Below are 24,564 nucleotides of genomic sequence, written 5' to 3' on the forward strand. Positions count from 1 at the left end.
GTCTAAGGGCAGTCACTTTTTGCCCTTAGACCTTCCGACTTTTAGACTCTCGGACCTTAAGCGTGCTCAGGCATGGACGCCGTCACTTCAGGACGCACGCCTTCTTCAAAGCGCTTGAAGTTCTCGCGGAACATTCCGGCCAGCTTCTTCGCGGTTTCGTCGTAGGCGGCCTTGTCGGCCCAGGCTTCGCGGGGGTTCAGCACTTCGGCAGGCACGCCGGGCACTTCCTTGGGAATGCTCAGGCCGAAGAAAGGCTCGGTCTCAAATTCCACATCGTCCAGCTGGCCGTCGAGCGCGGCGTTAATCATGGCGCGGGTGTGCCGGATGCTCATGCGCTTGCCGGTGCCGTACTGGCCGCCGGTCCAGCCGGTGTTGACCAGCCACACGGCCGAGCCGTGCTCCTTGACCTTGCGGGCCAGCAGCTCGGCGTACTCGCCGGGGTGGCGGGGCATGAAGGGCGCGCCGAAGCAGGTGCTGAAGGTGGGCTGCGGCTCGGTCACGCCCTGCTCGGTGCCGGGAATCTTGGCGGTAAAGCCGCTGATGAACTGGTATTCCATCTGCTCCGGGGTCAGCTTGGAGATAGGGGGCAGCACGCCGAAGGCGTCGGCGGTCAGGAATACCACGTTCTTGGGGTGGCCGGCAATCGAGCCAGGCTGAATGTTGTCAATCTGCTCGATGGGGTAGGCGCTGCGGGTGTTCTCGGTGAGAGAACCGTCGTCGAGGTCGGGGATGCGGTTCTCGTCCAGCACCACGTTCTCCAGCACGGTGCCGTAGGTGTGGGTGGTGCGGTAGATGGCCGGCTCGGCTTCGGCATTCAGGTTGATGACCTTGGCGTAGCAGCCGCCCTCGAAGTTAAACACGCCGCTGTCGGTCCAGCCGTGCTCGTCGTCGCCAATCAGCCGGCGGCTGGGGTCGGCGCTCAGGGTGGTCTTGCCGGTGCCGCTCAGGCCGAAGAACAGCGCCACGTCGCCGCCCTCGCCCACGTTGGCCGAGCAGTGCATCGGCATCACGCCGCGTTCGGGCAGCAGGAAGTTCAGCACGCCGAAGATGCCCTTTTTGTTCTCGCCGGCATACTGGGTGCCGCCCGCGATAATCATCTTCTCCTTGAAGTTCACCAGGATAAACGTGTCGGTGCGGGTGCCGTCCACTTCGGGGTCAGCAGTGAAGCTGGGAATGTTCAGCACGGTCCAGTCGGCTTCGAAGTTCTGGCGCTCCGCGGCACTGGGGCGCACGAACATGTTGTTCACGAACAGCGAGTGGTACGCCATCTCCTGAATGAACCGTACCGAAATGCGCTGCTCGGGGTCGGTGCCGGCGTACAGCTCCTGCACGAACAGTTCCTTGTTCTGGGCGTAGTCCAGCATCTTCGCCAGCAGGCGGTCGAACACTTCCGCACTGATGGGCTGGTTGAAGCCCTGCCACCACACCGTGTCGCGGGTCAGCTCGTCTTCCACGATGAAGCGGTCCTTGGGGCTACGGCCAGCCTTATTGGTACGGACGGCCAGGGGACCACCCTGGGCAATCTGGCCTTCGCCCAGGCGCAGGGCATGTTCGTACAGCTCGGGCACGGTGGGGTTGCGGTGCACCTGCGCGGACTGAAGCAGGCTGCTGATACGGGATGGGGTTGCAGTCATAGTTTCCTCCGGAATGTGTTCAGCAGCTGGGGCCATCAGGAGCCGGCGGGGCTGCGGTAGGCAGTCACCGGCCAGGACCAGTGCTGTCCCTGGGCGCCAGGAGGGTGTTCCTGCGCTAAGGGAAGCCGGCGGGTGATCCTGCGGCCTGCTGCTGAACTGAACGGCTCCTATTGTGCCGCAAGTGTGAGCGGATAACAAATGCCATTTGTCACCCTTGCGGGGCTGCCCTGCCCACGGGGGACGCCCCACAGCACACAAAAAACCCTGCCACAGGGACAGGGTTTTTCACTTGAAAGGCGTCTGGGCTCAGATGTTGGGAGTGCGGGTGGTGTCGGTGCCACCTTTCCTGTCATCGTTCTGCGCAGACGAAGCCTGGGTGCTGCCGTCCGCCGGCTTGTCGATGCTGGCCGGGGCCTGGCTGCCGGTCTTGGGGTTGCCGCTGTCCTTGGAAGCGTCACCGGTGGCGGCCACGCTCTTGTTGCCGGTGGGGGCCGGGTTGGTACTGGGCTTGGGACCTTCGATCCACATTTCACCCACGCTGGCCTTGAAGGACCGGCCCACCCGCTCCACGTGATGACGGGCATCCGGGGAAATCTTCTCCACGCCTTCCAGCACGGCGGTGCGCGCTTCGGGCATGCGGGCCAGGGCCACGGCGCCGGCACCCAGCAGACCCAGCAGCACGGTGCTGCCGCTCAGGCCACCGCCGGAGCGGGCTTGGCGCTCGGCCAGCCGCTTTTGCTTCAGCACGTCCTTTTCGAAGCGGCCGTATTCACGCTCGGCCATCTTCTGCAGCGGAGCCACCTTCTTCTCGATGGCGCGCTCCAGCTTATGTGCCTGCCAGTCGCGCTTGGTGCTGCGCAGCTCACGCTCGGCGTCACGGCGGGCACGGTTCAGGTCGCGCTCCATCTGGCGGCGGCGGTCTTCCAGTTCGTCGCCGCTGCGGTTCAGGAAGCCCAGGAAGGCACCCTGCAGGTCTTCCAGGCCTTCGCTGCTCTGGCGGGCGGTGCGGCGGGCGCTCTTACGCGCCTGCTTGTAGCGGTCTTCGCCCTCGTCTGCCAGGTGCATCAGGCCGCGGCGGGCATCCTTGCGGGCGCTTTGCAGGGTGTCGCCGGCCTGCTCGGCGCGGCTGTGCCACTCCTTCTGGGCCTCGGCGGCCAGGCGGGCTGCCCGCTCGCTGGCGGTTTCCAGCAGGCCCTGGGCGCGGCCCAGCAGCTGGGGAGCGTCGTCCTGCTGCCAGTCGTGCAGCGCCTGCTGGCCTTCGCGGGCCAGGCGGCGGGCGCCGCGTTCGGCCTGCACGGCAGCCACGCTGAGCGCCGGCATCACTTCATCTTCCAGCAGCTCACGGCCGTGGCCGTAGGCGGAGCGGGTGGTGCCCACCACGCGGTCGCGCAGGTTGCGGTCCAGCACCAGGGCAGCCAGGCCGCCCATCAGCATCAGGTTCGACGCGGAAATTCCAGATTTTCTAGCCATCATTCACTCCTTTAACGCTTGTCAGTCTAGACCATCCACCCTGTGAACGCAGTGAATCTCTAAGTTTCTCTCTACAGCTGTGTGCAGGCGTGTGCCGCGCAGCGGCCCGCGTCCCCCGCCTCCCGACGTCTCCCAGCGTCGCCTTCCAATGTGATGGGCAGACTTCCTGGGAGGCGGCCGCTTTGCGTTAAACTGGGCCGGTGAATCGCCGCGCCCAGCAGGCCCCCCTTCTGACCCGCCTTGAAGTGCAGTCGCTGGCGACCATCGAAACGCTGGACCTGGAACTCAGCGGTGGCCTGAGCGTCTTTACCGGCGAAACCGGCGCCGGCAAGAGCATCATCGTGGATGCCCTGGGCCTGCTGCTGGGCGAACGTGCCAAGCCTGACCTGATTCGCCGGGGCGAAGAGCAGCTGCTGGTGACCGGCTTTTGGGTGCAAGGCGGGGAAGAGGCCATCAGCTCCCGCCGGGTCAGCCGTCAGGGGCGTTCGGTGGCGCGGCTGAACGGCGAAGTGGTCGCTGTGCGTGAGCTGTCGGGCTGGGCGGAGGAGCGGTTGACCATCCACTGGCAGCACTCGGCGGTCAGGCTGCTGTCGCACGCCGCGCAGCGCCGGTTGCTGGACGGGCGCTGCGCAGAGGCGGCGGCGGCCTACAGCGCTGCTTACGCGGCGTGGCAGGCGGCCGCTGCCCGGCTGGAGCGGCTGCGAACCGGCGAACGCGAACGGGCGCGGCTGCTGGACCTGCTGGAGTATCAGGTGGGCGAAATCCGCACAGTGGCGCCCCAGCCCGGTGAGGAAGAGCCGCTCAGCGCCCAACTGTCGCGCCTGACCCACCAAGAAGCGATTGCCGGTGCGGCCGCTGGAGCCCTGGACCTGCTGGCCGACGGTGAGGTGAGCGCCGAAGGGCTGATGCAGGCCGCCATCAAGACCCTGGGGGCCGGTGCCCGCTACGACCAGGCCTCCGAAGCCCTGCTCGGCGAACTGCGCACCGCCCTGGACGCTGTGGAAGCGCTGGTCCCCGAACTGCGCCAGATTGCCGAAAGCAGCGCTCCTGACCCTGAGGAGATTGAGCAGACCGAGGAGCGACTGACCGCGCTGAATCGGCTCAAGGCCAAGTACGGCCCCGAGCTGAGCGATGTGCTGGCCTTCGCCGACAAGGCCGAAACCGAGCTGGCCAGCTTGCAACAGGACCAGGAGGACGCCGGCGACCTGGCAGGCGAGGTGGAGCGGTTGTATGGGGCATTGCTCGCGGCCGGGCGGGAGCTGGACACGGCCAGGACCGGAGCTGCCGGACCGCTGGCCGCCGGCCTGCTGGCCGTCATCCGTGAACTGGGAATGCCGCATGCCCGGCTGGAATTCGGTCTTACACCCCTGCCGCAGCCGGGCGCGGCGGGCCTGAGCGACGTGGTGCTGCTGTTCAGCGCCAACCCCGGTGAGAACATGGGCCCGCTGGCCGAAGTGGCCTCGGGCGGCGAGCTGTCACGGGTGATGCTGGCCATCAGTACGGTGGTCGGCGCTGAAACTCCGGTGGTGATTTTCGATGAGGTGGACGCCGGAATCGGTGGAGCGGCGGCTGTGGCCGTGGCTAAGCAGCTGGCGCAGCTGGGCCGCGAGCGGCAGGTGATGGTGGTGACTCACCTGGCGCAGATTGCAGCCCGCGCCGACCACCATTACCGGGTTGAAAAGGAAGTGGTGGGTGGGCGCACCGTCAGCCGGGTGCGCCGCCTGGACCAGGCCGAGCGCGAAGCCGAGCTGGCCCGGATGCTGGGCGGCCAGACTTCCGGCGCTGCTCTGGACCACGCCCGTGAACTGCTGGCCAGTGGCACGGTGGCGTCTGGGGGCCGCAAGCGCACAGCGGCCCGCCGCTAGACCCCCGCTGGGGAGCGGCCGACAGCTGAACAGCTAAGTTGGACAGCTAAAGGTGGCGCTAAGCACGCTTCAGCCGGGCATCACCTGGGCGCTCTATGCTGAGTCCCATGAACCACAACCTCACGATGACGGCCCTGAAACTGGGCCTCCTGGCGGGCGCTGGCATGCTGAGCGGCTGCGCGGCCACTGGCCCGGCGGGCCTGTCCGTCCACGAAGCCCTGCTGTACGGAGCCGGCAATCAGCGCCTGACCTGGGTTTACGGTGACCTGGCTGCCGGCCAGAGCGCCCAGCTCAGCTTGGGCGGACAGTCGGTGCAGCTGGGCCGGGTGGCCGGCACCGAGAGCAATGCGCTTACGGTCAACGGGAACAGCTTCTATCAGAGCGGCCTGAGCGGCAGCGTGGTCCAGCCCAAAGTGACCCGCACCGCGCAGGGCCTGTTCGACGTGTCCAGTGCGGGCGGCATCTCTGAGCTCTACTACACCGACGGCCGCAACTGGTACCTGCTGAACACCACTGCCGGTTCGGCCATTGCGGCGCGGGCCGTCTCTGGTCTGGAAGGTGCCGGCGAACTGACCCCGGGTGAAGCTGCCAGTCTGACGCGTTCGCTCTCCGGGCAGGGGCCGCTGGCCGTAGGTGTCCTGTCAGGCAGCAGTGTGCCTGACCGCCCCCTGTCGGTGACTCCCGAGCCACGGGAACGCCGCTTGACGGCGCTGAGCATCACTCGGGTCGCTGCCGCCGGCACGCCCGGCACCGGCATTCCCGGCACTGGCACGCCCACCCCCACCCCTGGAGGCACCATGACCCACTCTGTCCTGGACAAAGGCAACAACGCCGCCGCCAGCGGCCCCACCGTGCAGGTGGCGACCACCACCGCTCAGGCTCAGGCCCTCTACGCCCTGGCTTACGGTCGTCAGTCCTCGCGTCCCAGTGTTCCCAGCCTGGACGGCAAAACCCTGGTCGGCATCTTCATGGGCACCCGCTCCACTGGGGGCTACTCGCTGGAAGTCCAGTCGGTGGAGGTGGTGGGCGGCCGCGTGACCGTGCAGGTCCGTGAAAAGGCCCCGGCTGCCGATATGCTCACCACCCAGGCCCTGACCAGCCCCTGGGTGATCGTGCAGCTGAACGGCCGCTACAGCGACGTGCAGGTGCTGGGGCTAGGCCGCAGCGCCGGTATCGGCACCGTAGAGAAGTAGAGAGAAGAAGGAGAAGGCCCGCCAAGTCGGCGGGCTTGTTTCCAAGGCTGCTTACTGTGCGAATTACATACAAGAGCGCGTAAAGTTACAATACCCCTTATGCCCCCCTCTGCGCCCGCTTTTCCTCCCCTCATCGGCCTGCTGGGCTATGGGCCGGCGACCGCCCGCGCCCTGCGTGACCTGGGCTACTTGGCCGTGCCCCTTCCCACCGAGGATTTGGCCGGTGTACTCGCTGCCTGTCAAACCCTGCGGCTGAGCGGCGTGCTGGTGCACCCGGCACACGAGGAGCAGATGTACGCCGCCGTTCAGCCTGATGAGGCGGCGCGGCGGGCTGGGCGTGTAGATGCCGTCGCCTTACCGCTCGGCGCCCTGGCCGCCGGCCCTCAGGGGACGTACACCCTGACCGAAGCGCTGAGCGACGCCGTCGCAGCCACCCACTACGCTGCGCGCGGGGCCAGCGCCCTGCTGATTGGGCATGGGGCAGACCTGGCCGCCGTCATGCCGCTGACCCGGCTGGGCTTTACGCAGGTAGGTTTCGTGGCCGACAGCCTGCCGGCCGCCGAGCGTCTGAGCCGTGAAGTGCCTGTGGGCACGGCCACCTATGCTCTAAGCCGCCGTGACCCTGCCCTGCAGACCCTGGCCGAGCGGGCCGACCTGATTGTGGTGACGGGCGGGACACTGCCGGCCGGGGTGTTGCAGCCCTACCACACCCTGCTGGACCTGACTGGCCGCCTGCCACTGGGCAGTGCGACCCGCCTGGAACTGGGGGAGCTGCCGGGGCTCCGGCTGTCGCAGCAGCTGCTGCACATCACCGGTCAGCGCCTACATGCCGGCGCGCTAGACCAGCTGGTCCAGGCCGTTCAGGGCGAACGTGGCTGAAAGCCAACGGGGGGCAGAAATGCTCTCCTTTACAGCTGGCGGGCCAGCGCCAGTGCCTCAAGCAGCCCACCCGCGTCCACATGGCCCACGTGGTACTTCGCTGCGGCCTTGACTACGTCTTCCGCATTGCCCATCGCGACTGGGTGCCCGACCACGCCCATGGCCTGCAGGTCATTTTCGCCGTCGCCAATCATCATGGTGCGTTCCAGCGGGATGTCGTAGCTTTCGGCAATTCGGCGGATGGCGCTGCCCTTGCTGGTCCCTGGTGCGGTCATGGACACGAACAGGGTTTCCCGCATGCGCGGACTGCCGGCCGGGTGCAGGTCCAGTCCAGCCGGCGTGATCGCCCTGACCGTTGGCAGCTGCTCGTAGCGAATCAGCCACTGGGCGCGGACTGGGGTGCCCTGAAGCTCGGCCGGCCATAGGGGAGGGAAGGGCACGCCCAGCAGCTCGGCGTGTTCGCGGGCCTGGGTGTCCCGCAGGGTCGAGGCGTAGGCCGTATCGGTGTAGACCTCCAGCAGTTCGCCGCTCTGCTCGGCGGCAGCCAGCAGTTCGCGCAGCTCCGCCGCCGGAAACTCGCTGCTGAGGCTCTCGCCCGTACCGACCCGCACCACTGAAGCGCCATTCTGAAACACGTGCCATCCATCCGGCTGCATTCGCTCGGCGTATTCGCGGGCCCGGCCGAAAGCGGGCCGGCCACTGCACAGCACCAGCTGAATCCCGGCCGAGCGCGCCTCCTCCAGCGCGGTCCAGACATCGTCCCGAACCTCGTTGTTGCTGCCTACCAGCGTGCCGTCCACATCAATACAGACCAGAGCTAACATCCCGCCAGTGTAAAGGGCAGCCGTCAGGCGAGCTTTTTAGTACGAGTATTACAAAATAAGGACACATAAGAAAACTCTTCCAGACAAGGAAGAGCTCTCCAGCGTGGCGTCAGGGCACTGCGTTACGGAAACATCCGCGTCAGCATCCGGGGGAAGGGAATCGCCTCGCGGATATGGTCAATACCGGTCATCCAGGCAATGAAGCGCTCCAGCCCCATGCCGAAGCCGGCGTGCGGCACGCTGCCATAGCGGCGCAGGTCCAGATACCATTCGAACGCTTCCAGCGGCAAGCCCTCGCCCTCGATGCGCTCCTTGAGCAGGTCAAAGTCGTGGATACGCTCGCTCCCGCCGATAATTTCACCGTAGCCTTCGGGAGCAATCATGTCGTCGCACAGGGCCAGGCGGGGGTCGGCGGGGTCAGGCTGCATATAAAACGCCTTGAAGGAAGCGGGATAGCGCTCCACCATCACCGGGCGGTCGAAGTGGTAGCCCAGGATGGTCTCGTGCGGCGCGCCGAAGTCGTCGCCCCATTCCACCGGCTGCACATCGGCCTGCACGTTGTCCGGCAGGTCACCTTCCTCAATGTGCCGGCGGATGATGTCCAGTGCCTCGGTATAGGTGATGCGGGGGTAGTTGCCCTCGGCGGCTCCTGCCAGCTTGGACACGTCGCGGCCCAGCAGCTCCAGCTCCTGCCTGCACTCGTCCAGCACGCGGCGCACCAAAAAGGAAACGAAGCGCTCCTGCAAGTCCATGTTGTCCTGGTGGGTGGCGGGGGCCACTTCCGGCTCGACCATCCAGAACTCCAGCAGGTGCCGGCGCGTCTTGGACTTCTCGGCGCGGAAAGTAGGGCCGAAGGTGTACACCTTGCCGAAGGCCAGTGCGCCTGCCTCGGCGTGCAGCTGGCCGGTCTGGCTCAGGTAGGCCTTGTCTTCGCCGAACAGGTCAATCTCGAACAGCTCGGTGGTGCCTTCAGCGGCGTTCGGGGTGAAAAAGGGAGCGTCGAAGCGGGTGAAGCCCTCCTGGCGGAAAAATTCCACGATGCCGCTCTGGACGCAGTCGCGCACACGCATCACGGCCCAGGGGCGGCGGTGACGGAACCACAGGTGGCGGTGGTCCAGCAAGAAATCAATGCCGTGCTCCTTGGGAGTGATGGGGTACTCACCCACCACCTCCGAGAGCGGGGAGAGGTCGCGCACGCTGATTTCCACGCCGCTGGGCGCACGCTCATCGGCGCGGACCTCGCCGGTCAGCGTCAGCGACTGCTCCTGGCTCAGGCGCTTGGCCGCCTCGAACACCTCTTCGGACACGTCGCCCTTAAAGACAGTGCCCTGCACGAAGCCGGACCCGTCACGCAGCTTCAGAAACTGAATCTTGCCCTTGCCGCTCTTGTCTTGCAGCCAGACGGTCAGCGTGACCGTTTCGCCGATATGGTGGGGGAGGTCGGAAATTTGCACCTGTGCAGTATAGAGAGGCAGCCGTGAAAAAGGCAGAAGGAGCCTGGAGCCCCCCCTGCCTCGTTCGCCGCGTTTCGCCGCCTTACTTCAGCGCTTCGTTCATCGCCAGCACGTCGGCCGCCTTGAGGCTGGCGCCGCCCACCAGGGCTCCGTTCACGTTGGGCTTGCCGCAGATTTCAGCGATGTTCTCGGGCTTCACGCTGCCGCCGTACAGAATCCGGATGCTGCCGGCCTGGTCCGCATAGAAGCTGTGCAGTGCCTCACGAATGGCGGCGGCCATCTCCTCGGCGTCTTCGGCAGTCGCCGTCTTGCCGGTGCCGATGGCCCAGACCGGCTCGTAAGCCACCACCACGTCCGCGCCGACGCCCTCCAGCGAACCACGCAGCTGCGCCAGGGTATGGGCCACGTGTTCGCCCTGCTCGCGCACGTCGAGGCCCTCGCCTACGCACACGATAGGAGTCAGGCCGCTGGCCTGCGCCTGCGCGGCTTTGGCCGCTACGTTGGCGTCGGTTTCGCCGTGGTACTCACGCCGCTCCGAGTGCCCCACGATGGCGTAGCGGGCGCCCACGTCCTTCAGCATCGCTCCGCTGATTTCGCCGGTGTAGGCGCCGCTCTCGTGCTCGCTGATGTCCTGGGCACCGAACGCCACGCTCTGCGGCAGCTCGGCGGCCAGGGTGGGCAGGTTGATGGCTGGAGCCAGCACGGCCACGTCGGCGTAGCTCTGGTGCAGTCCGCTGCGGACTTCCTCGGCCCAGGCTTTGGCTTCGGTGGGGGTCTTGTTCATTTTCCAGTTCAGGGCCAGCAGGTTGTTCATATCGTCTCCTCAGATGGCGGCGCGGAAGAAATAGGTGGTGCGGCGCTGGATTTTGCCGCCCTCCACCCGGTACACGTCCGCAAAGCGCTCGTTCAGGTCGTCGCCTTTCCGACTTTTGCCGGTGAATACGCCGCGAGAAATCACCACGCCTTCACCGCTGGCCACATCCTCCACCTGGTGGGCTCCGGAAGCGATGATGCGCTCGTCGCGGTAGAAGGTGGTCAGGCGTTCCAGGCCTTCCAGCGGGCTGTAGCCCGGACGCTCGTAGACCGCGTCCAGCGCGAAGACCTCGCCCAGCGCCCCGAAGTCGCGGCTATCGATGACCTCGAACAGCCGTGCTACCAGGGCGCGTGCCTCGGCCAGTGGGATTTCATTCACCGCATCGCCTCGACGCCGGGCAAAGCCTTACCCTCCAGCAGTTCCAGGCTGGCCCCACCGCCGGTGCTGATGTGGCTGACTTTATCGGCGTAGCCGCTCTTGTTGATGGCGCTGACCGAGTCGCCGCCGCCAATCACGGTGTAGGCGCCTTCCCCCAGCTCACCGACAGCTTTGGCCACCGCGTTGGTACCTGCAGCGAAAGCTTCCATCTCGAACACGCCCATCGGCCCGTTCCAGAAGACAGTTTTGGCTCCCTCAAGGGCCTGTGCGTAGGCCTTGGCCGTATCAGGGCCGATGTCGAGGCCCATCCAGCCTTCGGGAATGGCGTCGGCAGCCACCACCTGAGTCGCGGCATCGGCGGCGAACTTGTCGGCGGCCACCGCGTCGGTGGGGAGCATCAGCTTATCGCCGTACTTGTCTAGCAGGCTCCCCGCGTAGTCAAGCTGGTCGTCTTCCACCAGGCTGTTCCCGATTTGGCCGCCCCGCGCCTTGATAAAGGTGAACATCATGCCGCCGCCGATGAGCATCTTATCTACCTTGGGCAGCAGGTTCTCAATCACCTTGATCTTGTCGCTGACCTTGGCCCCGCCGATGATGACCACGTAGGGGCCTTCGGCGTTGCCCGTCAGCTTGCCGAGCGCGTCTACTTCACTTTGCAGCAGCAGACCCGCCGCGTGAGGCAGCTTCGCGGCCACACCGCTTACCGAGGAGTGGGCGCGGTGGGCACTGCCGAAGGCGTCCAGCACAAACGCATCAGCCAAGGCGGCCAGCCGGTCGCTCAGCGCAGCGTCATTCTTCTCTTCGCCTTCTTCAAAGCGCACATTGTCCAGTAGGACCACGTCGCCGCTCTGCAGCCCCTGCACCGCAGCGGCCACTTCGTCGCTGCCGGGCAGGCCCTCTACGAACTTGACGGGGCGGCCCAGGTGCTTTTCCAGCACGGGCGCGATGCCCCTGAGGCTATATTTCTCCTCGTAGCCACCTTTGGGGCGGCCCAGGTGACTGGTCAGAATCAGCGCCGCGCCGCCGTCCAGCAGCTTTTGCAGCGTGGGCAGGCTGGCGGTGATGCGGGTTTCATCCTGCACTGCGCCGTCTTTGAGGGGCACGTTGTAGTCCACACGCACCAGGACTTTTTTGCCCTGCACATCCAGCTTATCTAGCGTTTGCATCTTTTCTCCCAGGAAAAAAGGGAAGAACACGCTGGTCTGCGGCCCTTCCCTCCTCACCGCACCGGGGCGGCCCGGCGCGGCACTTGCTGAATCGTTCCGCTTGCCGCCTGCGGCGCAGCGTCAGCCCTTGCTCTGTACCAGCTGGGTCAGGTCGGCAATGCGGTTGGAGTAGCCCCACTCGTTGTCGTACCAGCTGAAGAACTTCACCAGGTTGCCCATCGCCATGGTCAGGCCACCGTCGATGATGGCGCTGTGGGGGTTGCCCTGGATGTCGGTGAGCACGATGGGGTCTTCGGTGTACTCGATGATGCCCTTGTGCGAACCCTCGGCGGCCTTGCGGAACACGTCGTTCACTTCTTCCACGGTAACGTCGCGGCTGAGAATCACCGTCACGTCGCTGATGGAGCCGGTCGGGGTGGGCACGCGCAGGCTGGTGCCGTCGAACTTGCCCTTCACGCCGGGGTACACCTGGGCCACGGCCTTGGCGGCGCCGGTGGAGGTGGGCACGATGTTGACCGCAGCGGCGCGGGCGCGGCGCAGGTCCTTGTGGGGAGCGTCCAGAATGTTCTGGTCGTTGGTGTAGGAGTGCACCGTGGTCATGATGGCTTTCTCGATGCCCAGGGCCTCGTCCAGCACCTTCATGGGCGCCGCCAGCGAGTTGGTGGTGCAGCTGGCGTTGGAGATGATGTTGTGCTGCGCGGGGTCGTAGTCGTTCTCGTTGACGCCCAGCACGATGGAGATGTCCTCGTTCTTGGCCGGCGCAGTGATGATGACCTTTTTGGCGCCGCCCTGCAGGTGCTTGCTGGCACCCTCGCGGTCGGTGAAAAAGCCGGTGGACTCGATTACGATATCCACGCCCAGGTCGCCCCAGTTGATTTTGGCTGGGTCGCGCTCGGCCAGGGCGGTAATCTTTTTGCCGTTGACGGTCAGCGACTCTTCGTCGTAGCTGACTTCGCCGTCAAAGCGGCCGGCGGTGGAGTCGTACTTGAGCAGGGTCGCCAGCGTCTTGTTGTCGGTCAGGTCGTTGATGGCGACCACATCCACGCCACGCTGGTTGAGAATGCGGAAGACCAGGCGGCCGATACGGCCAAATCCGTTGATGCCTACTTTCATATTTCCTCCTGCGAGGGCGCCCTGCCCCCAGCGGGGGCCAAGGTGGCAACTAGGTTGTGGGGGTGGGCAGCCTCTTGCCTAGAGTGTACCTGACAAAACCCGGAACAGGCGTCCCTTGCTTTCCGGTCTTGGGCGGCGGCACCCTGGGACAATTCCATCTGTAACAGGCCCTACAGTGGTACTCAGATGGTCCGTCTGCCCCCGCCGCTTCCGTCGCTGCTGCGCCGTGTCCGGCGGGCGGCCGGGGTTCTGCGGCGCAGGGGGGACGGAAGGGGGGGGGGGCGCGCGCTGCTGGGCGGCGCAGCTTTTCAGATGCGCAGCGGCGGCGGCCTTAGCCCGCAGCTGTATGCGGCGCTGCAGGCCCAGGCCGCTGCGCCCCAGCAGCTCGGCCACCCTGCGCACCATGCAGCTCCCAATCAGCTGCAGCACAGTCACCTGCAGCACGGTCAGCAGAGCCGGCACCCGGAGCGGCAGGGCCACGCCGCGCACGACCCGCAGGCCCACTGTCCCTTTTGCGTGACCCAGGCTTTCGGGGAGGCGGCCAGCCCCTTCGTTCTGGACCCTGGTCCCCCGGACCACCGGCCAGCGGCCACCCCGCAGGCCCCGGCGCCCGCCCGCCCGCTGCCCCGCTGGGCCGACGCCCGCGCTCCTCCTCAGCGCCTCTCACCACGTGACCACGCCGCGACCATTCATCCCCTACGGCAAACCTGAGGAGGTTTTCCCCATGCGACATTTGCTCACTCTGGCCGCCCTGGCCGCCCTGTCTGCAGCCACCGCCGCTCCACTCACCCTGACCCTGAGCCTCACCGACGGCGAAAAGCCGTTCCTGTACCATCAGCCGCTGACGGTGAACGGTCAGGCGCTGAACGTGCAGGACGTACGCTTTTACGTATCGGGCGTGGCCCTGGTGAAGGACGACGGCAGCGAAGTGCCGGTTGAAGGCCTGAACCTCGCCAAGCTGAACAGGGGCACGCCCCCGCGCAACATTCCGATTTTCCAGGGTGACGTGCCCGCCGGCAAGTACCGGGGCCTACGTTTCGACGTGGGGGTTCCGCGTGAACTGAATCACAGGGACGCCACCACTGCGCCGTCTCCGCTGAGTATCGAAGACGGCATGTACTGGGCCTGGAACAGCGGCTACATCTTTTTCAGCCTGCACGGTGACGTGGACGGCACCCGGGTGGCCCACCACATCGGCGGCGATTCGCACCGCATCACGGTGGACCTCGCCGACCTGCAAAAGCCCGGCACGGCCCTGAACGTAGGCCCGGCTGGTCTGGCGGTGCCGCTGACCCTGGACCTGCAAAAGCTGTACGCGGCTGGGGCTGGAGGCGAAGGGTGGGATTTCCGCCAGCCTCCCTACCAGCAGGTGCATTCCGGCCCGGTGGCCGACCAGTTCTTCCTGAACGCCAGCCGGGCCTTCGGCCATGCGGCGGCCCCCGCACAGGACCGGAGCGGCCACTGAACCCAGCAAGAAAGGAGGCCGCGCCCTGACCCGAACATCTGCGGGGCCGGGGCCATCTCCCCATCTTATGCACAGAACCCATTTCCTGACTCCTCAGCGGGCCTTTTTGGCCTGCACAGCCGCCCTGCTGGCTGGCCTGGGCCTGACCGTGAGTGCCCAGGGCGCAGACCCCACAGCCGACCGCACAGAGGCCCGCCGCGCCGCGCTGGGCCGCGAGCTGTTCTACGCGCCGATTCTGAGCAGCGACGGGGCCGTATCGTGCGCCAGCTGCCACCAGCAAAGCAAAGCCTTTACCGACGGCCGCTCCGTCAGTCTGGGGGCCTTCGGGCGCGGCGGCAAGCGCAATGCCCCCAGCCTGGTGAACGTGGCGGCCCGCACCCGGCTGTTCTGGCACGGCGGCAGTCCCAGCCTGGAACTGCAGGCCTTGGGACCGCTCTCCGACCCCAACGAGCACGACTTCACCCCCGAGCAGACCGTAGAAGCGCTGCGGCGCGACCCCTATTTCGTGCGCCGCTTCGCAGAAGTGTACGGGGCGGAGCCGAACCTCACCCGGCTGACGTCGGCCATCGCAGCTTTCGAGCGCACCATCGTCAGCTACAACTCGCCTTTCGACCGCTACAGCGCCGGCGACGCTGCAGCCATGAGCGAATCGGCAGTGCGCGGCATGGACCTGTTCTACGGCCGGGCCGAGTGCTTTCACTGCCACACGGGCCGCAACTTCAGCGACAACCGGCCGCACAACAACGCCTTTTTGCTGTTCAACCCCGACCTCGGCGCCGCCGAGCTGACAGGTGCCGAAGAGGACGTGGGCCGGTTCATCACGCCCACGCTGCGCAACGTGGCCCTCACGGCGCCGTACATGCACGCCGGTCAGCTCGCCACGCTGGAAGAGGTCATCGGCCACTACAGCGAGGGCGGGCAGCCCAACCCCAACGCCGACCCCCTGATTCGCCCACTGAACCTGAGCGCGCAGGAAAGGGCCGACCTGCTGGCCTTCCTGAACGCCCTGACCGATGAGACGGTGGCGGCGAACCCCGCTTGGGGACCGCCACCCAGAACGGAGACTCCATGAAACTTTGGCCCCTGCTGCTGGCCCTTGTGTACCCAGCGGCCGCCGCCCACGAGGCGGTCAGCTACGGCACCGTCAGCGCCGAGTTCCACACCGACGCCGCCGAAGGCCTGCGCACCGGAGACGACACCCTGGTGGGATACCGCCTGACGGTAGCCGGCCGCACCATTTTGCCCGCCGAGTGCAAATGTCAGCTGCTGCTGTACCCCGGCGCATCGAGCGCCCGCGTGATGCCGCAGGTGCCTGAATTGGCCCCCGGCTTCGATGACCCGCAGACCACCGAAGGCTGGGTGAAGGTAGACGCGCCCGGCACCTACACGCTGGTCCTTGCCGGCAAACCGGCGCAGCCCGGCGCCTTCGACCCCTTCCGCATCGAATACGTCCTGAACACCCTCAAGGAGACCCCATGAACATCCGACCTGCCTTGGCCCTGCTGGCGGCCCTCAGCTTGCCGCTGGCTGCGGCCCATACCGCCGTGACCGACATGCAACCCGCCGCGAACAGCGTGGTGGCCGCGCCCGCCAGCGTGACCCTGCACTTCAGCGAAAGCGTGAACCTGCGGTATTCCATCTTCAAGGTGTACCCGCTGCCGGTGGGGCAAAGCGGGCAGCGGGCCGCCGCCGAGCTGACCCGCCGGGTCATCACCCTGCGCGGCGACGAAGCAGCGAGGGCCGACCGCTACCGCCCCCGCAGCGGGTACTCGCAGGGCGTGACCGTGCCGCTGAAGGGTGGTCTGAAACCGGGCCGGTACGCCGTGATGTGGCGGCTGATGTCCGCCGACGGGCACCCGGTCACCGGGCAGTCGGTCTTCACGGTCCGTTGACCGCTCTGCCGACCATCGCCCTGGCCCTGGCACAGAATCTGGGGCTGGCGCTGCTGCTGGGTGGCGTGTTCGCCCGGCGCACCTGGCCGGGGGCCTGGCCCCTGTGGCCGCTGGCGCTGGGGCTGGCCCTGCTGACCCTGGGCGGCCTGGGCAGCGCCGCCTGGACGCTGGCGCAGTTCGGGGCGCTGACCCCCGCTGACCTGGGCAGCTACCTGCTGGACGAGCCGGCCGGCCGCGCCCCACTGCTGGCGTTGGCGGGGGCGCTGGCCCTGCTGGCGGCCGAGGCAGCGGGCTGGCGTCTGCCGCTGCTGGTGCTGCCGGCTGGGCTGCTGCTTTACGGTCTGGGCAGTCAGGGGCACGCGGCCCTGGGCGGCGTGCCCACCGCAGCCATGCAGATGCTTCACCTGACCGCCATGAGCGTGTGGCTGGGCGGCGTGCTGACGCTGGCGCTGGGGCCGGCACAGCCTCGGGCGGCGCTCAGCCGCATGACCACCCCGGCGCTGCTCAGCCTGCTGGCGCTGGCGCTGAGCGGCAGTTACGCTGCGCTGGTGTCCGGCGGCAGCCTGGCCGCCCTGCAGGCCTCGCCCTACGGCGCAGTGCTGGTGGTCAAGCTGGCCCTGGTGCTGGCGGCGGTGGTGGCGGCGGGCTGGCTGCGGCTGCGCCTCTACCACGCCCTGCCGCCTCGGCCGGCCCTGCGGCTGGAACTGGCCCTGCTGCTGCTGGCGCTGCTGGTGTCCGGCTGGTTGGGGGAGACCCCGCCGCCGGTGCAGCTTCACTGATTCGTTTGCCCCAGGTTCACCGCCAGGGGCTTTCTATCGGACTATCAAGTGAAATCAGTCGCTTTTTAGACACAAAAATCTTTTTTTCACAAAAAGAGCGTCCTGACCTGCCCTCGCCGCCGGCTCCCGTACAATGTCCGGCATGTCTCATTCGCTGCTGGTCATGAAATTCGGTGGAACCAACATGCAGGACGCGGCCGCCATTCGCCATTCGGCCTCGCTGGCGGCACGCTGGGCGCGGCAGGGGGTCAAGGTGGTGGTCGTCGTCTCCGCCATGGCCGGCGTCACCAACGCGCTGCTGAGCATTGCCGACGCTGCCGAAACCGGCGATATCGCCGCTGCCAACGACTCGCTGGCCGAAATCCGCCACCGCCACATGGCCGCCGCCGGCGAGTTGGGGGGGCGCCCGGACAGCGCCACCGTGCGCGAGCTGCGTGAACTGCTCGAAACGTTGCGGCAGGCCATCTACGGGGTGTACCTGCTGCGCGAACTCAGCCCGCGCTCACGCGACCTGATCGTGGCGTTTGGCGAGCGTCTCAGCGCCCCGCTGATGAGCCTGGCGCTGGAAGGCCTGGAGCTGCGGGCCCACCACCTGACCGGCGGCGCGGCCGGCATTCTGACCGACCGCCATTTCGGCGGCGCCCGCCCGCTGCCGCAGAGTGCCGAGCGTATCCGCGACCGCCTGGGCGGCCTGCTGGACGCCGGCGTCACCCCGGTCGTGGCCGGCTTCATGGGCGAGACCGAAGGCGGCTCGGTCACCACTCTGGGCCGGGGCGGCACCGACTACAGCGCCACCATCCTGGCCGAAGCCCTGCGGGCCGACGAGGTGTGGGCCTGGAAGGACGTGGACGGCGTGATGACCGCCGACCCCCGCGTGGTGCCCGACGCCCAGAACATCGAAGTGCTCAGCTACGGCGAGGTGATGGAGCTGGCCTATTTCGGGGCGAAAGTGCTGCACCCGCTGGCGGTGACCCCGCTGCAGGACAGCGGCATTCCCCTGCGCGTGAAGAGCGCGGCCGACCCCGATTTCCCCGGCACCCTGGTGCAGCGCGAGACGCACAATACCCCTGGCCGCCCGGTCAAGGCCGTCACGGCCATCCGCAATGTCAGCCTGATTAATGTGACCGGCGCTGGCGTGCTGGGCGTGCCGGAAGTGGTGTCCAGCCTGTTCGGGGCCATCGCCCGCGAGAACATCACCCTCCTGATGGTGTCGCAGAGCAGTTCCATGAGCAACGTCTCGCTGGCGATTCCCGATGCCGACGCGGCGCGGGCCATGGAAGCGCTGCGGCACTCTGCGACCGGCGAGCTGACCTACGAGCAGCAGACCGGCAAGGCGGTCCTGGCCATCGTGGGCGGCGGTATGCGCGGTCAACTGGGCGTCTCGGCGCGGATGTTCACGGCGCTGGCCGAAGCCCAGACCAACATCCTGATGATTTCGCAGGGGTCCAGCGAGCTGAACGTGTCGGTGGCGATCGAAAATACCGAGGTGGACGCCGCCACCCGCGCCGTTCATGCGGCCTTCGGGCTGGGGGGGCCTGCCGAAGCGTAAACCAGGCCATCAGTGGAGGGAGTTGTTTGAGGCTGCCTCCTTTTTTATTCCAGGGCCTGCCGCATCATCTCCAGCAACTCCGCGACGGTGTCCGCCACCCGGTAGGACACGAAATACCCGTCCTCGTCCACCTCTTCATGGTCGAAAAAGAAAACCCCGGCTTCTCGCTGGCCGTCCATCTTGACGGCGGATAGGCTGCCGCTGGGATCGTCCGCGAAAGGCAGCATGCCAGGCGGCAGGAAGCTTCCAGCACTCTCTATGCGGTAGGTCATGCCGTATTCGCCAACACCTGCCCAGCCTTCAGGCATGACGCCGCCTTCCAGCGCGGGAATGTCCAGCACGCAGTTCTCAACCAGAGCGTTATTCGTCTGCTGAAACAGTTCCCTAAGCGTGTCAGGAATACGCTGGCCGTAGTGTGCCTCGAAGTCGGCCAGCTCCTGCGGGGTCAGTTTCGTCTCATCCAGCGGGATAAAGGTGACTCCGAGATATTCCATCCTTACCGTAGCCCCTTCAGCCGCTGCTCAATCACCTTTTCCGCCCCCGGCCCGGCTTCGGTCACGGCACGGATGGCGCGAATCTGCGCTGCGTCGTTGTAGTTGTTCAGCTTGATGCCGTTCAGGTACACCGAGGGCGTGCCGCGCACGTTCAGTTGCCGCTGAAGCTGGTCAGCCGTCGCCATGATGTCCCGGCTACGGTCCTGCGCCAGGCACTTGTCCAGCTCGGCCTGCGTGACCCCGGCAGATACGGCGTAGCGCGTGAAGCTCTGACGGGCTTCGGCCTCCGGCTGCTGGGTCCAGTGGGCAAAGTCGGCATTGACCGCGTCCGAGAACTCCCAGAAGCGCCCCTGCTGCGCCGCGCACTCCGAGAACTGCGCCGCCGGGAGGGCCAGCGGATGAAACGACAGCGGGAAGTGGTGGTAGTTCAGCCGGTATACGCCCGGTTTGCTGCGCCACTCGGCCATGCTGGCACTGTTCCAGAGCTGGTTGCAGTACGGGCACTGATAGTCGCTGACGATGTTCAGGCGTGCTGGGGCACCGTCATTCCCCAGCGGAGCGCTGACTTGCGGGAAAGCGCTGTGCGGGTACACCTTGAGGGCCGTGTAGGCCTGCCAGGTGCCGTCCTGCAGGCGCACGTACACGGCGCTGCCGCCGTCCTCACTCACTTCCTCGAAGAGCTGCTGTGCCTGCTGCTGAAATCCGGGGTCGTCCAGCACGCCCTTCAGGTCCGGTACGGCGTCCTCCGGTGCGCCCCAGGCACTCAGGATGGCGCGGGCCACGTCCTCGGTGTTGGCCTTAGGGGCCCTGACATACACGCCGATAACCCGCTGCCCGATGCGGTCCAGTTCGGCGCGGGTCTGCCCATGTGTCAGCACGTCGCCCTCGGCCTTGAAGCTTCGCAGCAGCGGCTGACTGGCGGTCGCCTGTGGGGTATTCCAGAGCTGAGCCTGGGCGCCGGGCAGCAGCAGTGCGGCCACCAGAAAGGACATGTGGGGCTTCATGGCCCGCAGTCTAGCGGCAAGGCCACAGCAAAGGCAGCCGCCCCTATGCACGGGGCGGCTGCCTGCAGGCCGGCAAAGGGGTTCCGGTTAGACCAGCGTGACCTGTCCGCCGCTGACCTCGACCCGCTGCCCTTCGGCAAGGTTGGTCAGGATGACCGGCGTGACCAGGCTGGGCACCTGTGGGCGGATGGCATTCAGGTCGGCCCGCAGCAGCGGCTGCCCGGCGCTGACCCGCTCGCCCTGCTTGACCAGCGGCGTGAAACCCTGACCGTTCAGGTTCACGGTATCGATGCCCACATGAATCAGAATTTCCAGCCCGCTGTCGGTCTTCAGGCCCACGGCGTGGCCGGTAGGGAAGACCGTCTCGACCACGCCGCCGAGCGGTGCCCGCACCTCACCGCTGGCCGGTTCAATCGCAAAACCCGGTCCCATCATGCCGGAACCGAAGACCGGGTCAGGCACTTCGCCCAGCGGCAGCACGCGGCCTTCCAGCGGCATCACCCAGCCGGTCAAGCGGGGGTCCGCAGCAGTGGCGGGAGCAGCGACTGTCTCGACCACCGGTGCAGCGGCGGACGGCGTCACCACCTGACTGACGGGTGCCGTCTCAGCCACCGTTGCGGGCGTAGTAGCCACCAGCGTAGTTTCCGCCGGAGCCGCCACTTCCACGGGCGCGGCCAGGTCCGGATTGAAGCGGGTGCGGGCCAGCAGCAGCGTGCCCACAAACGCCACCCCGAACGAAATCACCATGCCGATGATGTAGGGCACGATGGTGTCGGCCTTGATGGAGATGATGCCGGGGATGCCCGCCGCGCCGAGTGCCACCGCTTTGGTGCCGAAGAAAGTGATGAAGGCCGAGGCCAGCCCCGCACCCAGCATGGCGGCGTAGAAGGGGTAACGCAGCTTGAGGTTCACCCCGAACATGGCGGGTTCGGTGATGCCCAGCACGGCAGATACGCCCGCCGCCGAGGCTACGCCCTTGAGTTTCTGGTCGCGGGTGGTCATGGCCGCAGCGAAGGTGGCCCCGCCCTGCGCCATGTTCGACATCGCGGCGATGGGGAAGATGAACGAACCCCCGGTGCGGACGATGTCGGCCAGCAGTTGCGTCTCGATGGCGATGAACGAGTGGTGCATCCCCGTAATCACGATGGGCGCGTAGAACAGCCCGAACAGTCCCGCGCCAAGCGGCCCCGCCGTGTCGTACAGCCAGGTGAGGCCCGCCGTGATGCCGTCACCCAGCAGGCGGGTCAGCGGCCCGACGAAGGCGAAGATCAGGATGCCGGTGATAAACAGCGAGAGCAGCGGCGTCAGAATCAGGTCGAGCGCGGCAGGGACGATGCGGCGGAAGAATTTTTCCAGGTTCGCCAGAATCCACGACAGCACCAGCACCGGCAGCACGGTGCCCTGATAGCCAACTTTTTCGATGCTGAGGCCCAGCAGGTTCCAGGTCGGCACCGTCCCTTCCAGCTTGGCCGCGCCGTAGCCGTAGGCGTTGAGCAGGTCGGGGTGAACCATAATCATGGCGAGCGCTGCGCCGAGGTAAGGGTTCCCGCCGAAAATCCGGGTGGCCGAAAAGCCAATCAGGATGGGCAGGAACACGAACGGCGCATTGGCGAACATGTTGATGATGGCCGCCAGGTCGGCGTACTGCGGGTAAGCCTCAATCAGGCTCTTGCCCTTGAAGAACAGGTCGGGCGCCACCAGCAGGTTGTTCAGGCCCATCAGCAGACCGCCCGCGACGATGGCGGGGATAATCGGCACGAAGATGTCGGAGAGCAGCTTCACGAGGCGCTGCACCGGGTTGCCCGCTTCGGCCCCCAGCGCGCCCGCCTCCTGCTTGCTGACCTCCTGCACGCCCGACTGCTGCACGAATTCCTCGTACACGCGGTTGACGGTGCCCGTGCCCAGCACAATCTGGAACTGCCCCGCGTTGGAGAAAGTGCCCTTGGTGATGGGCAGGGCGTCGAGCGCGGCCTGGTCCACCTTGCTCTCGTCGTTCAGCACCAGCCGCAGCCGGGTGGCGCAGTGGGTGGCGGCGCGGATATTGTCACGCCCACCGAGGGCCGTGAGGATGTCGGCGGCGGCTTGTCCGTATTCGTTCATGGTTGCTCCTTGGCGAGAAAGCCTTGCAGTTGCGATTCGTCGGGCAGCGCCGCCAAAGCTCCGCGTTTCAGGGTGGTGAGCGCGCCCACCGCCGCGGCACGGCGCAGCATCCCTGCCGCCGTCTCAGCATCCGGTTCAGCGCTGCCCAGTTCCTGCCACTGCCGCAGCACCGCGCCCGTGAAGGCGTCGCCTGCTCCGGTGGCGTCTACCGCCTGCACGGGAAAAGCCGGCACCTCCGCCAACTTTCCAGCGTGGGTGTGCCACTCGGCCCCGTGGCGGCCTTTGGTGTAGAGGACGTGCTGCACGTCACCCACGAACAGGTCGGAGAGTTCGCCGCGCTCCGACACGAAAGGCAGTTCGTCGTCCGAGACTTTGACGAGGTGCGCCGAGGGCAGAAAATCCCACACGGCGGCGCGGCACTCGTTCGGGTCAGCCCACAGCGGCAGGCGGATGTTCAGGTCGAAAGAAATGTGGCCCCCCGCCTCCCGAAAGCGCTGAATCGCCTCGGCGTGGGCTTCGCGCATAGGCGAGGGCAGCAGCGACACCGAGCAGAAATGCAGCCAGTCGCCCGCCCGCGGCTGCACGCTCAGTTGCTCGGGCGCGTAGAGCATGTCGGCGCTGGGGTCGCGGTAAAACGAAAAAGAGCGCTCCCCGTCCGGCTGCAAGGTCACGAAAGCTAAGCCTGTTTTGGCCGCGTCCGTGCGCCGAATGTGCGCGGTGTCCACGCCCGCCGCCTGCGCCGCCCGCACAATCTGGCCGCCAAAAGCGTCGGCCCCCAGTTGGGTTATCAGGCTGGATTGTCCGCCCAGACGCGCGACAGCAGCGGCGACGTTGAGCGGTGCGCCGCCCACCTGCGGGCTGAAATCGCCGTTCGGCTGCGGCACGAAGTCAATCAGGGCCTCTCCGATGGCGTAAATCATGTGTTTCCTCCCATCTCTGCTGGCGTATTCAGCCTCCAAAGCTGCGCCGTGCCGCCCCCGCTCCAGCGCAGGCCGGTACTGTGCGGGGGCGGGAAAATGCGCCCGCTCAGCACCGCCTCGCCGTCGTTCACAAAAATTTCGAGGCTGGAGGTATCGCTGAACGCGCGCAGTTCGCGCACTGCACTCACCGGAATGCGCCGCACCTGCCCGCCTTTGCCCGCGTCCAGCCCCGGTTTGTCGAGTTCGGGGAGTTCGCCGCTCTGGGAGCGGTCAAAGCTAAGCCACTCGCCGTCGAAGCTGAGGCGGGTGAAGTGTGCGCCGTCTTCGGACACCCGCAGGTCGAGCACGAACGGCCCCGCGTCAGGCTGCAGCCGTAGCTCGAAGCGTTCGCCTGCGTCACCGCCCAAGCCGACTTCCGCGCCGCGCAAGCATTCCAGCGCGGGCACAGGCCGCTGCCGTAGCCGCCCGCCCTCCACGCTCAGCACGCGGGGCAGCGTCAGGCAGTGCGCCCAGCCGTGGGTGTCGGTGGGGTAGGTCATGTCGGGTAGGCCCATCCAACCCACCAGAATCCGCTCACCGTGTTCGCCCAGCGTGGTCTGCGGCGCGTAGAAATCGAAACCGCCGTCCAGTTCGGCAAATTCGCCGTGCTCGAAGTGCCAGTTCGTCTTATCCAGTTGCCCCAGGAGATAGCCCGACTGGTAGATGTTGCGCCGCGCTTCCCCTTCGCTCGGTAGTCCCTGCGGGCAGAGCAGCACCACGTCCATGCCGTCCAGTGCGAAATAATCGGGGCATTCCCACATGTAGCCGAAGTCGTTCAGGCGGGTGTGCAGTTCGCCGTCGAGCGTCCAGCGTTGCGCGTCGGGTGAACGCAGTATCAGCGCCGCGCCCGTTTCATCCTCCCGCTGAGCGCCCAGAATGATGAAAAACTCGCCGCCTTCCTCCCAGATTTTGGGGTCGCGGACGTGTTCGGTGTAGCCAGCGGGCGGGCCGCTCAGGAAAGGCGCGTCCTTGCGGAGCCTCTGCCCGTCCCAGTGCGCGGCGAGTTGGTAGGGCATGCGCTGCCAGTCGGGGCTGCGGTGGTTGCCGGTGTAGACTAGCAGCAGTTCGTCCTCCAGCGGCCACGTGCTGCCCGAGTACGCCCCGTGCGAGTCGTACATGCTGTCCGGCGCGATGCCGATGCCTGCATCCTGCCACGTCACCAGGTCAGCCGAAACAGTATGCCGCCAGTATTTCAGCCCATGCACCGGCCCCAGCGGAAACCACTGGTAAAACAGGTGATACTGCCCGCGCCAGAAGCAAAAGCCGTTGGGGTCGTTCAGCAGACCCGTTGGCGGTTGGATGTGGTAGCCCTGCCGCCAAGGGGAAGCGGCGACCAGCGCCCTCAGCTCGCCAAGTGTGGCGGCCGGCACCTGCTCCAGTGCGGTATAGCGTTGTTCACGGCTCCAGACCTGCGTCCCCTGAGCCAGAGGAAGAGTTGTCATGTGAGGGTCAGCCTAGCAGAGCAGATGAGCAGGAACGGCTTTTATGAACATTTTCAATCATTCCTGCTCAAACGGGGTCGGCAAAGAGGC

General features: G+C 66.6%; 23 protein-coding genes. 10 read left to right on the plus strand and 13 right to left on the minus strand.

What is annotated here, in order from left to right; genetic code table 11:
• Window positions 1–56 precede the first annotated feature (56 nt).
• Together pckA and DEIPR_RS04715 are read right to left on the minus strand one after the other, a co-directional pair.
• Complete coding sequence (gene pckA / locus DEIPR_RS04710; protein WP_013614689.1) at window positions 57–1,634, minus strand: phosphoenolpyruvate carboxykinase (ATP); 1,578 nt, start codon at window positions 1,632–1,634, stop codon at window positions 57–59.
• Between the two features lie 306 nt (window positions 1,635–1,940).
• Window positions 1,941–3,104, minus strand: coding sequence for a hypothetical protein (locus DEIPR_RS04715; protein WP_013614690.1), 1,164 nt, complete (start codon window positions 3,102–3,104; stop codon window positions 1,941–1,943).
• A 200-nt stretch (window positions 3,105–3,304) separates the two neighbouring features.
• On the opposite strand from DEIPR_RS04715, the gene recN reads away from it, so the two are divergent.
• The 3 genes from recN (at window position 3,305) to DEIPR_RS04730 (ending at window position 7,041) form a co-directional block, all read left to right on the plus strand.
• A complete protein-coding gene (recN, locus tag DEIPR_RS04720; RefSeq protein WP_013614691.1) occupies window positions 3,305–4,969 on the plus strand; it encodes a DNA repair protein RecN in 1,665 nt (554 codons plus the stop codon).
• A 107-nt stretch (window positions 4,970–5,076) separates the two neighbouring features.
• Window positions 5,077–6,162, plus strand: coding sequence for a protease complex subunit PrcB family protein (locus DEIPR_RS04725; protein WP_013614692.1), 1,086 nt, complete (start codon window positions 5,077–5,079; stop codon window positions 6,160–6,162).
• Between the two features lie 99 nt (window positions 6,163–6,261).
• Window positions 6,262–7,041 carry a hypothetical protein gene (locus DEIPR_RS04730; protein ID WP_013614693.1) on the plus strand — a complete coding sequence of 260 codons (780 nt, stop codon included), beginning with the start codon at window positions 6,262–6,264 and terminating at the stop codon, window positions 7,039–7,041.
• Between the two features lie 29 nt (window positions 7,042–7,070).
• Here the strand turns inward: DEIPR_RS04730 and DEIPR_RS04735 are convergent, their stop codons facing one another.
• From DEIPR_RS04735 to gap, 6 genes are all read right to left on the minus strand, one after another.
• Window positions 7,071–7,865: a Cof-type HAD-IIB family hydrolase gene (locus DEIPR_RS04735; RefSeq protein ID WP_013614694.1), complete on the minus strand. Its 795-nt coding sequence runs from the start codon at window positions 7,863–7,865 to the stop codon at window positions 7,071–7,073.
• 122 nt (window positions 7,866–7,987) lie between these two features.
• Entirely contained in the window at window positions 7,988–9,319 is a 1,332-nt protein-coding gene (gene asnS, locus DEIPR_RS04740) for an asparagine--tRNA ligase (RefSeq protein WP_013614695.1), read from the minus strand.
• Between the two features lie 82 nt (window positions 9,320–9,401).
• Entirely contained in the window at window positions 9,402–10,133 is a 732-nt protein-coding gene (gene tpiA / locus DEIPR_RS04745) for a triose-phosphate isomerase (RefSeq protein ID WP_013614696.1), read from the minus strand.
• A 9-nt stretch (window positions 10,134–10,142) separates the two neighbouring features.
• Window positions 10,143–10,511, minus strand: a complete 369-nt coding sequence (locus tag DEIPR_RS04750; RefSeq protein WP_013614697.1) for a nuclear transport factor 2 family protein — start codon at window positions 10,509–10,511, stop codon at window positions 10,143–10,145.
• Window positions 10,508–11,677 (minus strand): phosphoglycerate kinase, encoded by a 1,170-nt coding sequence (locus DEIPR_RS04755; protein WP_013614698.1) that lies wholly within the window; start codon window positions 11,675–11,677, stop codon window positions 10,508–10,510. Before DEIPR_RS04755 ends, DEIPR_RS04750 begins: the two co-directional genes overlap by 4 nt.
• Window positions 11,678–11,797: 120 nt before the next feature.
• On the minus strand, window positions 11,798–12,790 hold the full coding sequence (gap, locus tag DEIPR_RS04760; protein ID WP_013614699.1) for a type I glyceraldehyde-3-phosphate dehydrogenase: 993 nt from the start codon (window positions 12,788–12,790) through the stop codon (window positions 11,798–11,800).
• Between the two features lie 312 nt (window positions 12,791–13,102).
• On the opposite strand from gap, the gene DEIPR_RS04765 reads away from it, so the two are divergent.
• The 7 genes from DEIPR_RS04765 to DEIPR_RS04795 all read left to right on the plus strand — a co-directional run bounded on the left by DEIPR_RS04765 (window position 13,103) and on the right by DEIPR_RS04795 (window position 18,475).
• Window positions 13,103–13,501, plus strand: a complete 399-nt coding sequence (locus DEIPR_RS04765; protein WP_148231780.1) for a hypothetical protein — start codon at window positions 13,103–13,105, stop codon at window positions 13,499–13,501.
• A gap of 13 nt (window positions 13,502–13,514) precedes the next feature.
• The gene (locus tag DEIPR_RS04770; RefSeq protein WP_013614701.1) at window positions 13,515–14,255 is read left to right on the plus strand and encodes an MbnP family protein; all 741 of its coding nucleotides are present in this window, start codon (window positions 13,515–13,517) and stop codon (window positions 14,253–14,255) included.
• Between the two features lie 67 nt (window positions 14,256–14,322).
• The gene (locus tag DEIPR_RS04775; RefSeq protein WP_013614702.1) at window positions 14,323–15,327 is read left to right on the plus strand and encodes a cytochrome-c peroxidase; all 1,005 of its coding nucleotides are present in this window, start codon (window positions 14,323–14,325) and stop codon (window positions 15,325–15,327) included.
• Entirely contained in the window at window positions 15,324–15,734 is a 411-nt protein-coding gene (locus DEIPR_RS04780) for a hypothetical protein (RefSeq protein WP_013614703.1), read from the plus strand. The genes DEIPR_RS04775 and DEIPR_RS04780 overlap by 4 nt, the downstream gene beginning before the upstream one ends.
• Complete coding sequence (locus DEIPR_RS04785; RefSeq protein ID WP_013614704.1) at window positions 15,731–16,147, plus strand: copper resistance CopC family protein; 417 nt, start codon at window positions 15,731–15,733, stop codon at window positions 16,145–16,147. The genes DEIPR_RS04780 and DEIPR_RS04785 overlap by 4 nt, the downstream gene beginning before the upstream one ends.
• Window positions 16,144–16,926: a CopD family protein gene (locus DEIPR_RS04790; RefSeq protein WP_013614705.1), complete on the plus strand. Its 783-nt coding sequence runs from the start codon at window positions 16,144–16,146 to the stop codon at window positions 16,924–16,926. Before DEIPR_RS04785 ends, DEIPR_RS04790 begins: the two co-directional genes overlap by 4 nt.
• Window positions 16,927–17,068: 142 nt before the next feature.
• Window positions 17,069–18,475 carry an aspartate kinase gene (locus DEIPR_RS04795; protein ID WP_041221946.1) on the plus strand — a complete coding sequence of 469 codons (1,407 nt, stop codon included), beginning with the start codon at window positions 17,069–17,071 and terminating at the stop codon, window positions 18,473–18,475.
• 44 nt (window positions 18,476–18,519) lie between these two features.
• Here the strand turns inward: DEIPR_RS04795 and DEIPR_RS04800 are convergent, their stop codons facing one another.
• The 5 genes from DEIPR_RS04800 to DEIPR_RS04820 form a co-directional block, all read right to left on the minus strand.
• Window positions 18,520–18,969, minus strand: coding sequence for an SMI1/KNR4 family protein (locus tag DEIPR_RS04800; protein WP_013614707.1), 450 nt, complete (start codon window positions 18,967–18,969; stop codon window positions 18,520–18,522).
• A 2-nt stretch (window positions 18,970–18,971) separates the two neighbouring features.
• The gene (locus DEIPR_RS04805) at window positions 18,972–19,973 is read right to left on the minus strand and encodes a thioredoxin domain-containing protein (RefSeq protein ID WP_013614708.1); all 1,002 of its coding nucleotides are present in this window, start codon (window positions 19,971–19,973) and stop codon (window positions 18,972–18,974) included.
• A gap of 87 nt (window positions 19,974–20,060) precedes the next feature.
• Complete coding sequence (locus DEIPR_RS14555; RefSeq protein ID WP_013614709.1) at window positions 20,061–22,073, minus strand: sucrose-specific PTS transporter subunit IIBC; 2,013 nt, start codon at window positions 22,071–22,073, stop codon at window positions 20,061–20,063.
• On the minus strand, window positions 22,070–22,993 hold the full coding sequence (locus DEIPR_RS04815) for a carbohydrate kinase family protein (protein ID WP_013614710.1): 924 nt from the start codon (window positions 22,991–22,993) through the stop codon (window positions 22,070–22,072). Before DEIPR_RS04815 ends, DEIPR_RS14555 begins: the two co-directional genes overlap by 4 nt.
• Window positions 22,990–24,474 carry a glycoside hydrolase family 32 protein gene (locus tag DEIPR_RS04820; protein ID WP_013614711.1) on the minus strand — a complete coding sequence of 495 codons (1,485 nt, stop codon included), beginning with the start codon at window positions 24,472–24,474 and terminating at the stop codon, window positions 22,990–22,992. Before DEIPR_RS04820 ends, DEIPR_RS04815 begins: the two co-directional genes overlap by 4 nt.
• Window positions 24,475–24,564: the final 90 nt, after the last annotated feature.

Source organism: Deinococcus proteolyticus MRP (assembly GCF_000190555.1).
GTDB classification, from domain to species: Bacteria; Deinococcota; Deinococci; order Deinococcales; family Deinococcaceae; genus Deinococcus; species Deinococcus proteolyticus.

Excerpts from the sequence above, each read along its gene's own strand:
- DEIPR_RS04815 (WP_013614710.1), bottom strand. The coding sequence starts at position 22,993 with ATGATTTACGCCATCGGAGAGGCCCTGATTGACTTCGTGCCGCAGCCG.
- DEIPR_RS04765 (WP_148231780.1), top strand. The coding sequence starts at position 13,103 with ATGCGCAGCGGCGGCGGCCTTAGCCCGCAGCTGTATGCGGCGCTGCAG.
- DEIPR_RS04800 (WP_013614707.1), bottom strand. The coding sequence starts at position 18,969 with ATGGAATATCTCGGAGTCACCTTTATCCCGCTGGATGAGACGAAACTG.
- DEIPR_RS14555 (WP_013614709.1), bottom strand. The coding sequence starts at position 22,073 with ATGAACGAATACGGACAAGCCGCCGCCGACATCCTCACGGCCCTCGGT.
- tpiA (WP_013614696.1), bottom strand. The coding sequence starts at position 10,133 with ATGAACAACCTGCTGGCCCTGAACTGGAAAATGAACAAGACCCCCACC.
- DEIPR_RS04785 (WP_013614704.1), top strand. The coding sequence starts at position 15,731 with ATGAACATCCGACCTGCCTTGGCCCTGCTGGCGGCCCTCAGCTTGCCG.
- DEIPR_RS04715 (WP_013614690.1), bottom strand. The coding sequence starts at position 3,104 with ATGGCTAGAAAATCTGGAATTTCCGCGTCGAACCTGATGCTGATGGGC.
- DEIPR_RS04755 (WP_013614698.1), bottom strand. The coding sequence starts at position 11,677 with ATGCAAACGCTAGATAAGCTGGATGTGCAGGGCAAAAAAGTCCTGGTG.
- gap (WP_013614699.1), bottom strand. The coding sequence starts at position 12,790 with ATGAAAGTAGGCATCAACGGATTTGGCCGTATCGGCCGCCTGGTCTTC.
- DEIPR_RS04775 (WP_013614702.1), top strand. The coding sequence starts at position 14,323 with ATGCACAGAACCCATTTCCTGACTCCTCAGCGGGCCTTTTTGGCCTGC.
- DEIPR_RS04770 (WP_013614701.1), top strand. The coding sequence starts at position 13,515 with ATGCGACATTTGCTCACTCTGGCCGCCCTGGCCGCCCTGTCTGCAGCC.
- pckA (WP_013614689.1), bottom strand. The coding sequence starts at position 1,634 with ATGACTGCAACCCCATCCCGTATCAGCAGCCTGCTTCAGTCCGCGCAG.
- DEIPR_RS04780 (WP_013614703.1), top strand. The coding sequence starts at position 15,324 with ATGAAACTTTGGCCCCTGCTGCTGGCCCTTGTGTACCCAGCGGCCGCC.
- DEIPR_RS04735 (WP_013614694.1), bottom strand. The coding sequence starts at position 7,865 with ATGTTAGCTCTGGTCTGTATTGATGTGGACGGCACGCTGGTAGGCAGC.
- DEIPR_RS04725 (WP_013614692.1), top strand. The coding sequence starts at position 5,077 with ATGAACCACAACCTCACGATGACGGCCCTGAAACTGGGCCTCCTGGCG.
- DEIPR_RS04805 (WP_013614708.1), bottom strand. The coding sequence starts at position 19,973 with ATGAAGCCCCACATGTCCTTTCTGGTGGCCGCACTGCTGCTGCCCGGC.
- DEIPR_RS04820 (WP_013614711.1), bottom strand. The coding sequence starts at position 24,474 with ATGACAACTCTTCCTCTGGCTCAGGGGACGCAGGTCTGGAGCCGTGAA.
- DEIPR_RS04795 (WP_041221946.1), top strand. The coding sequence starts at position 17,069 with ATGTCTCATTCGCTGCTGGTCATGAAATTCGGTGGAACCAACATGCAG.
- DEIPR_RS04730 (WP_013614693.1), top strand. The coding sequence starts at position 6,262 with ATGCCCCCCTCTGCGCCCGCTTTTCCTCCCCTCATCGGCCTGCTGGGC.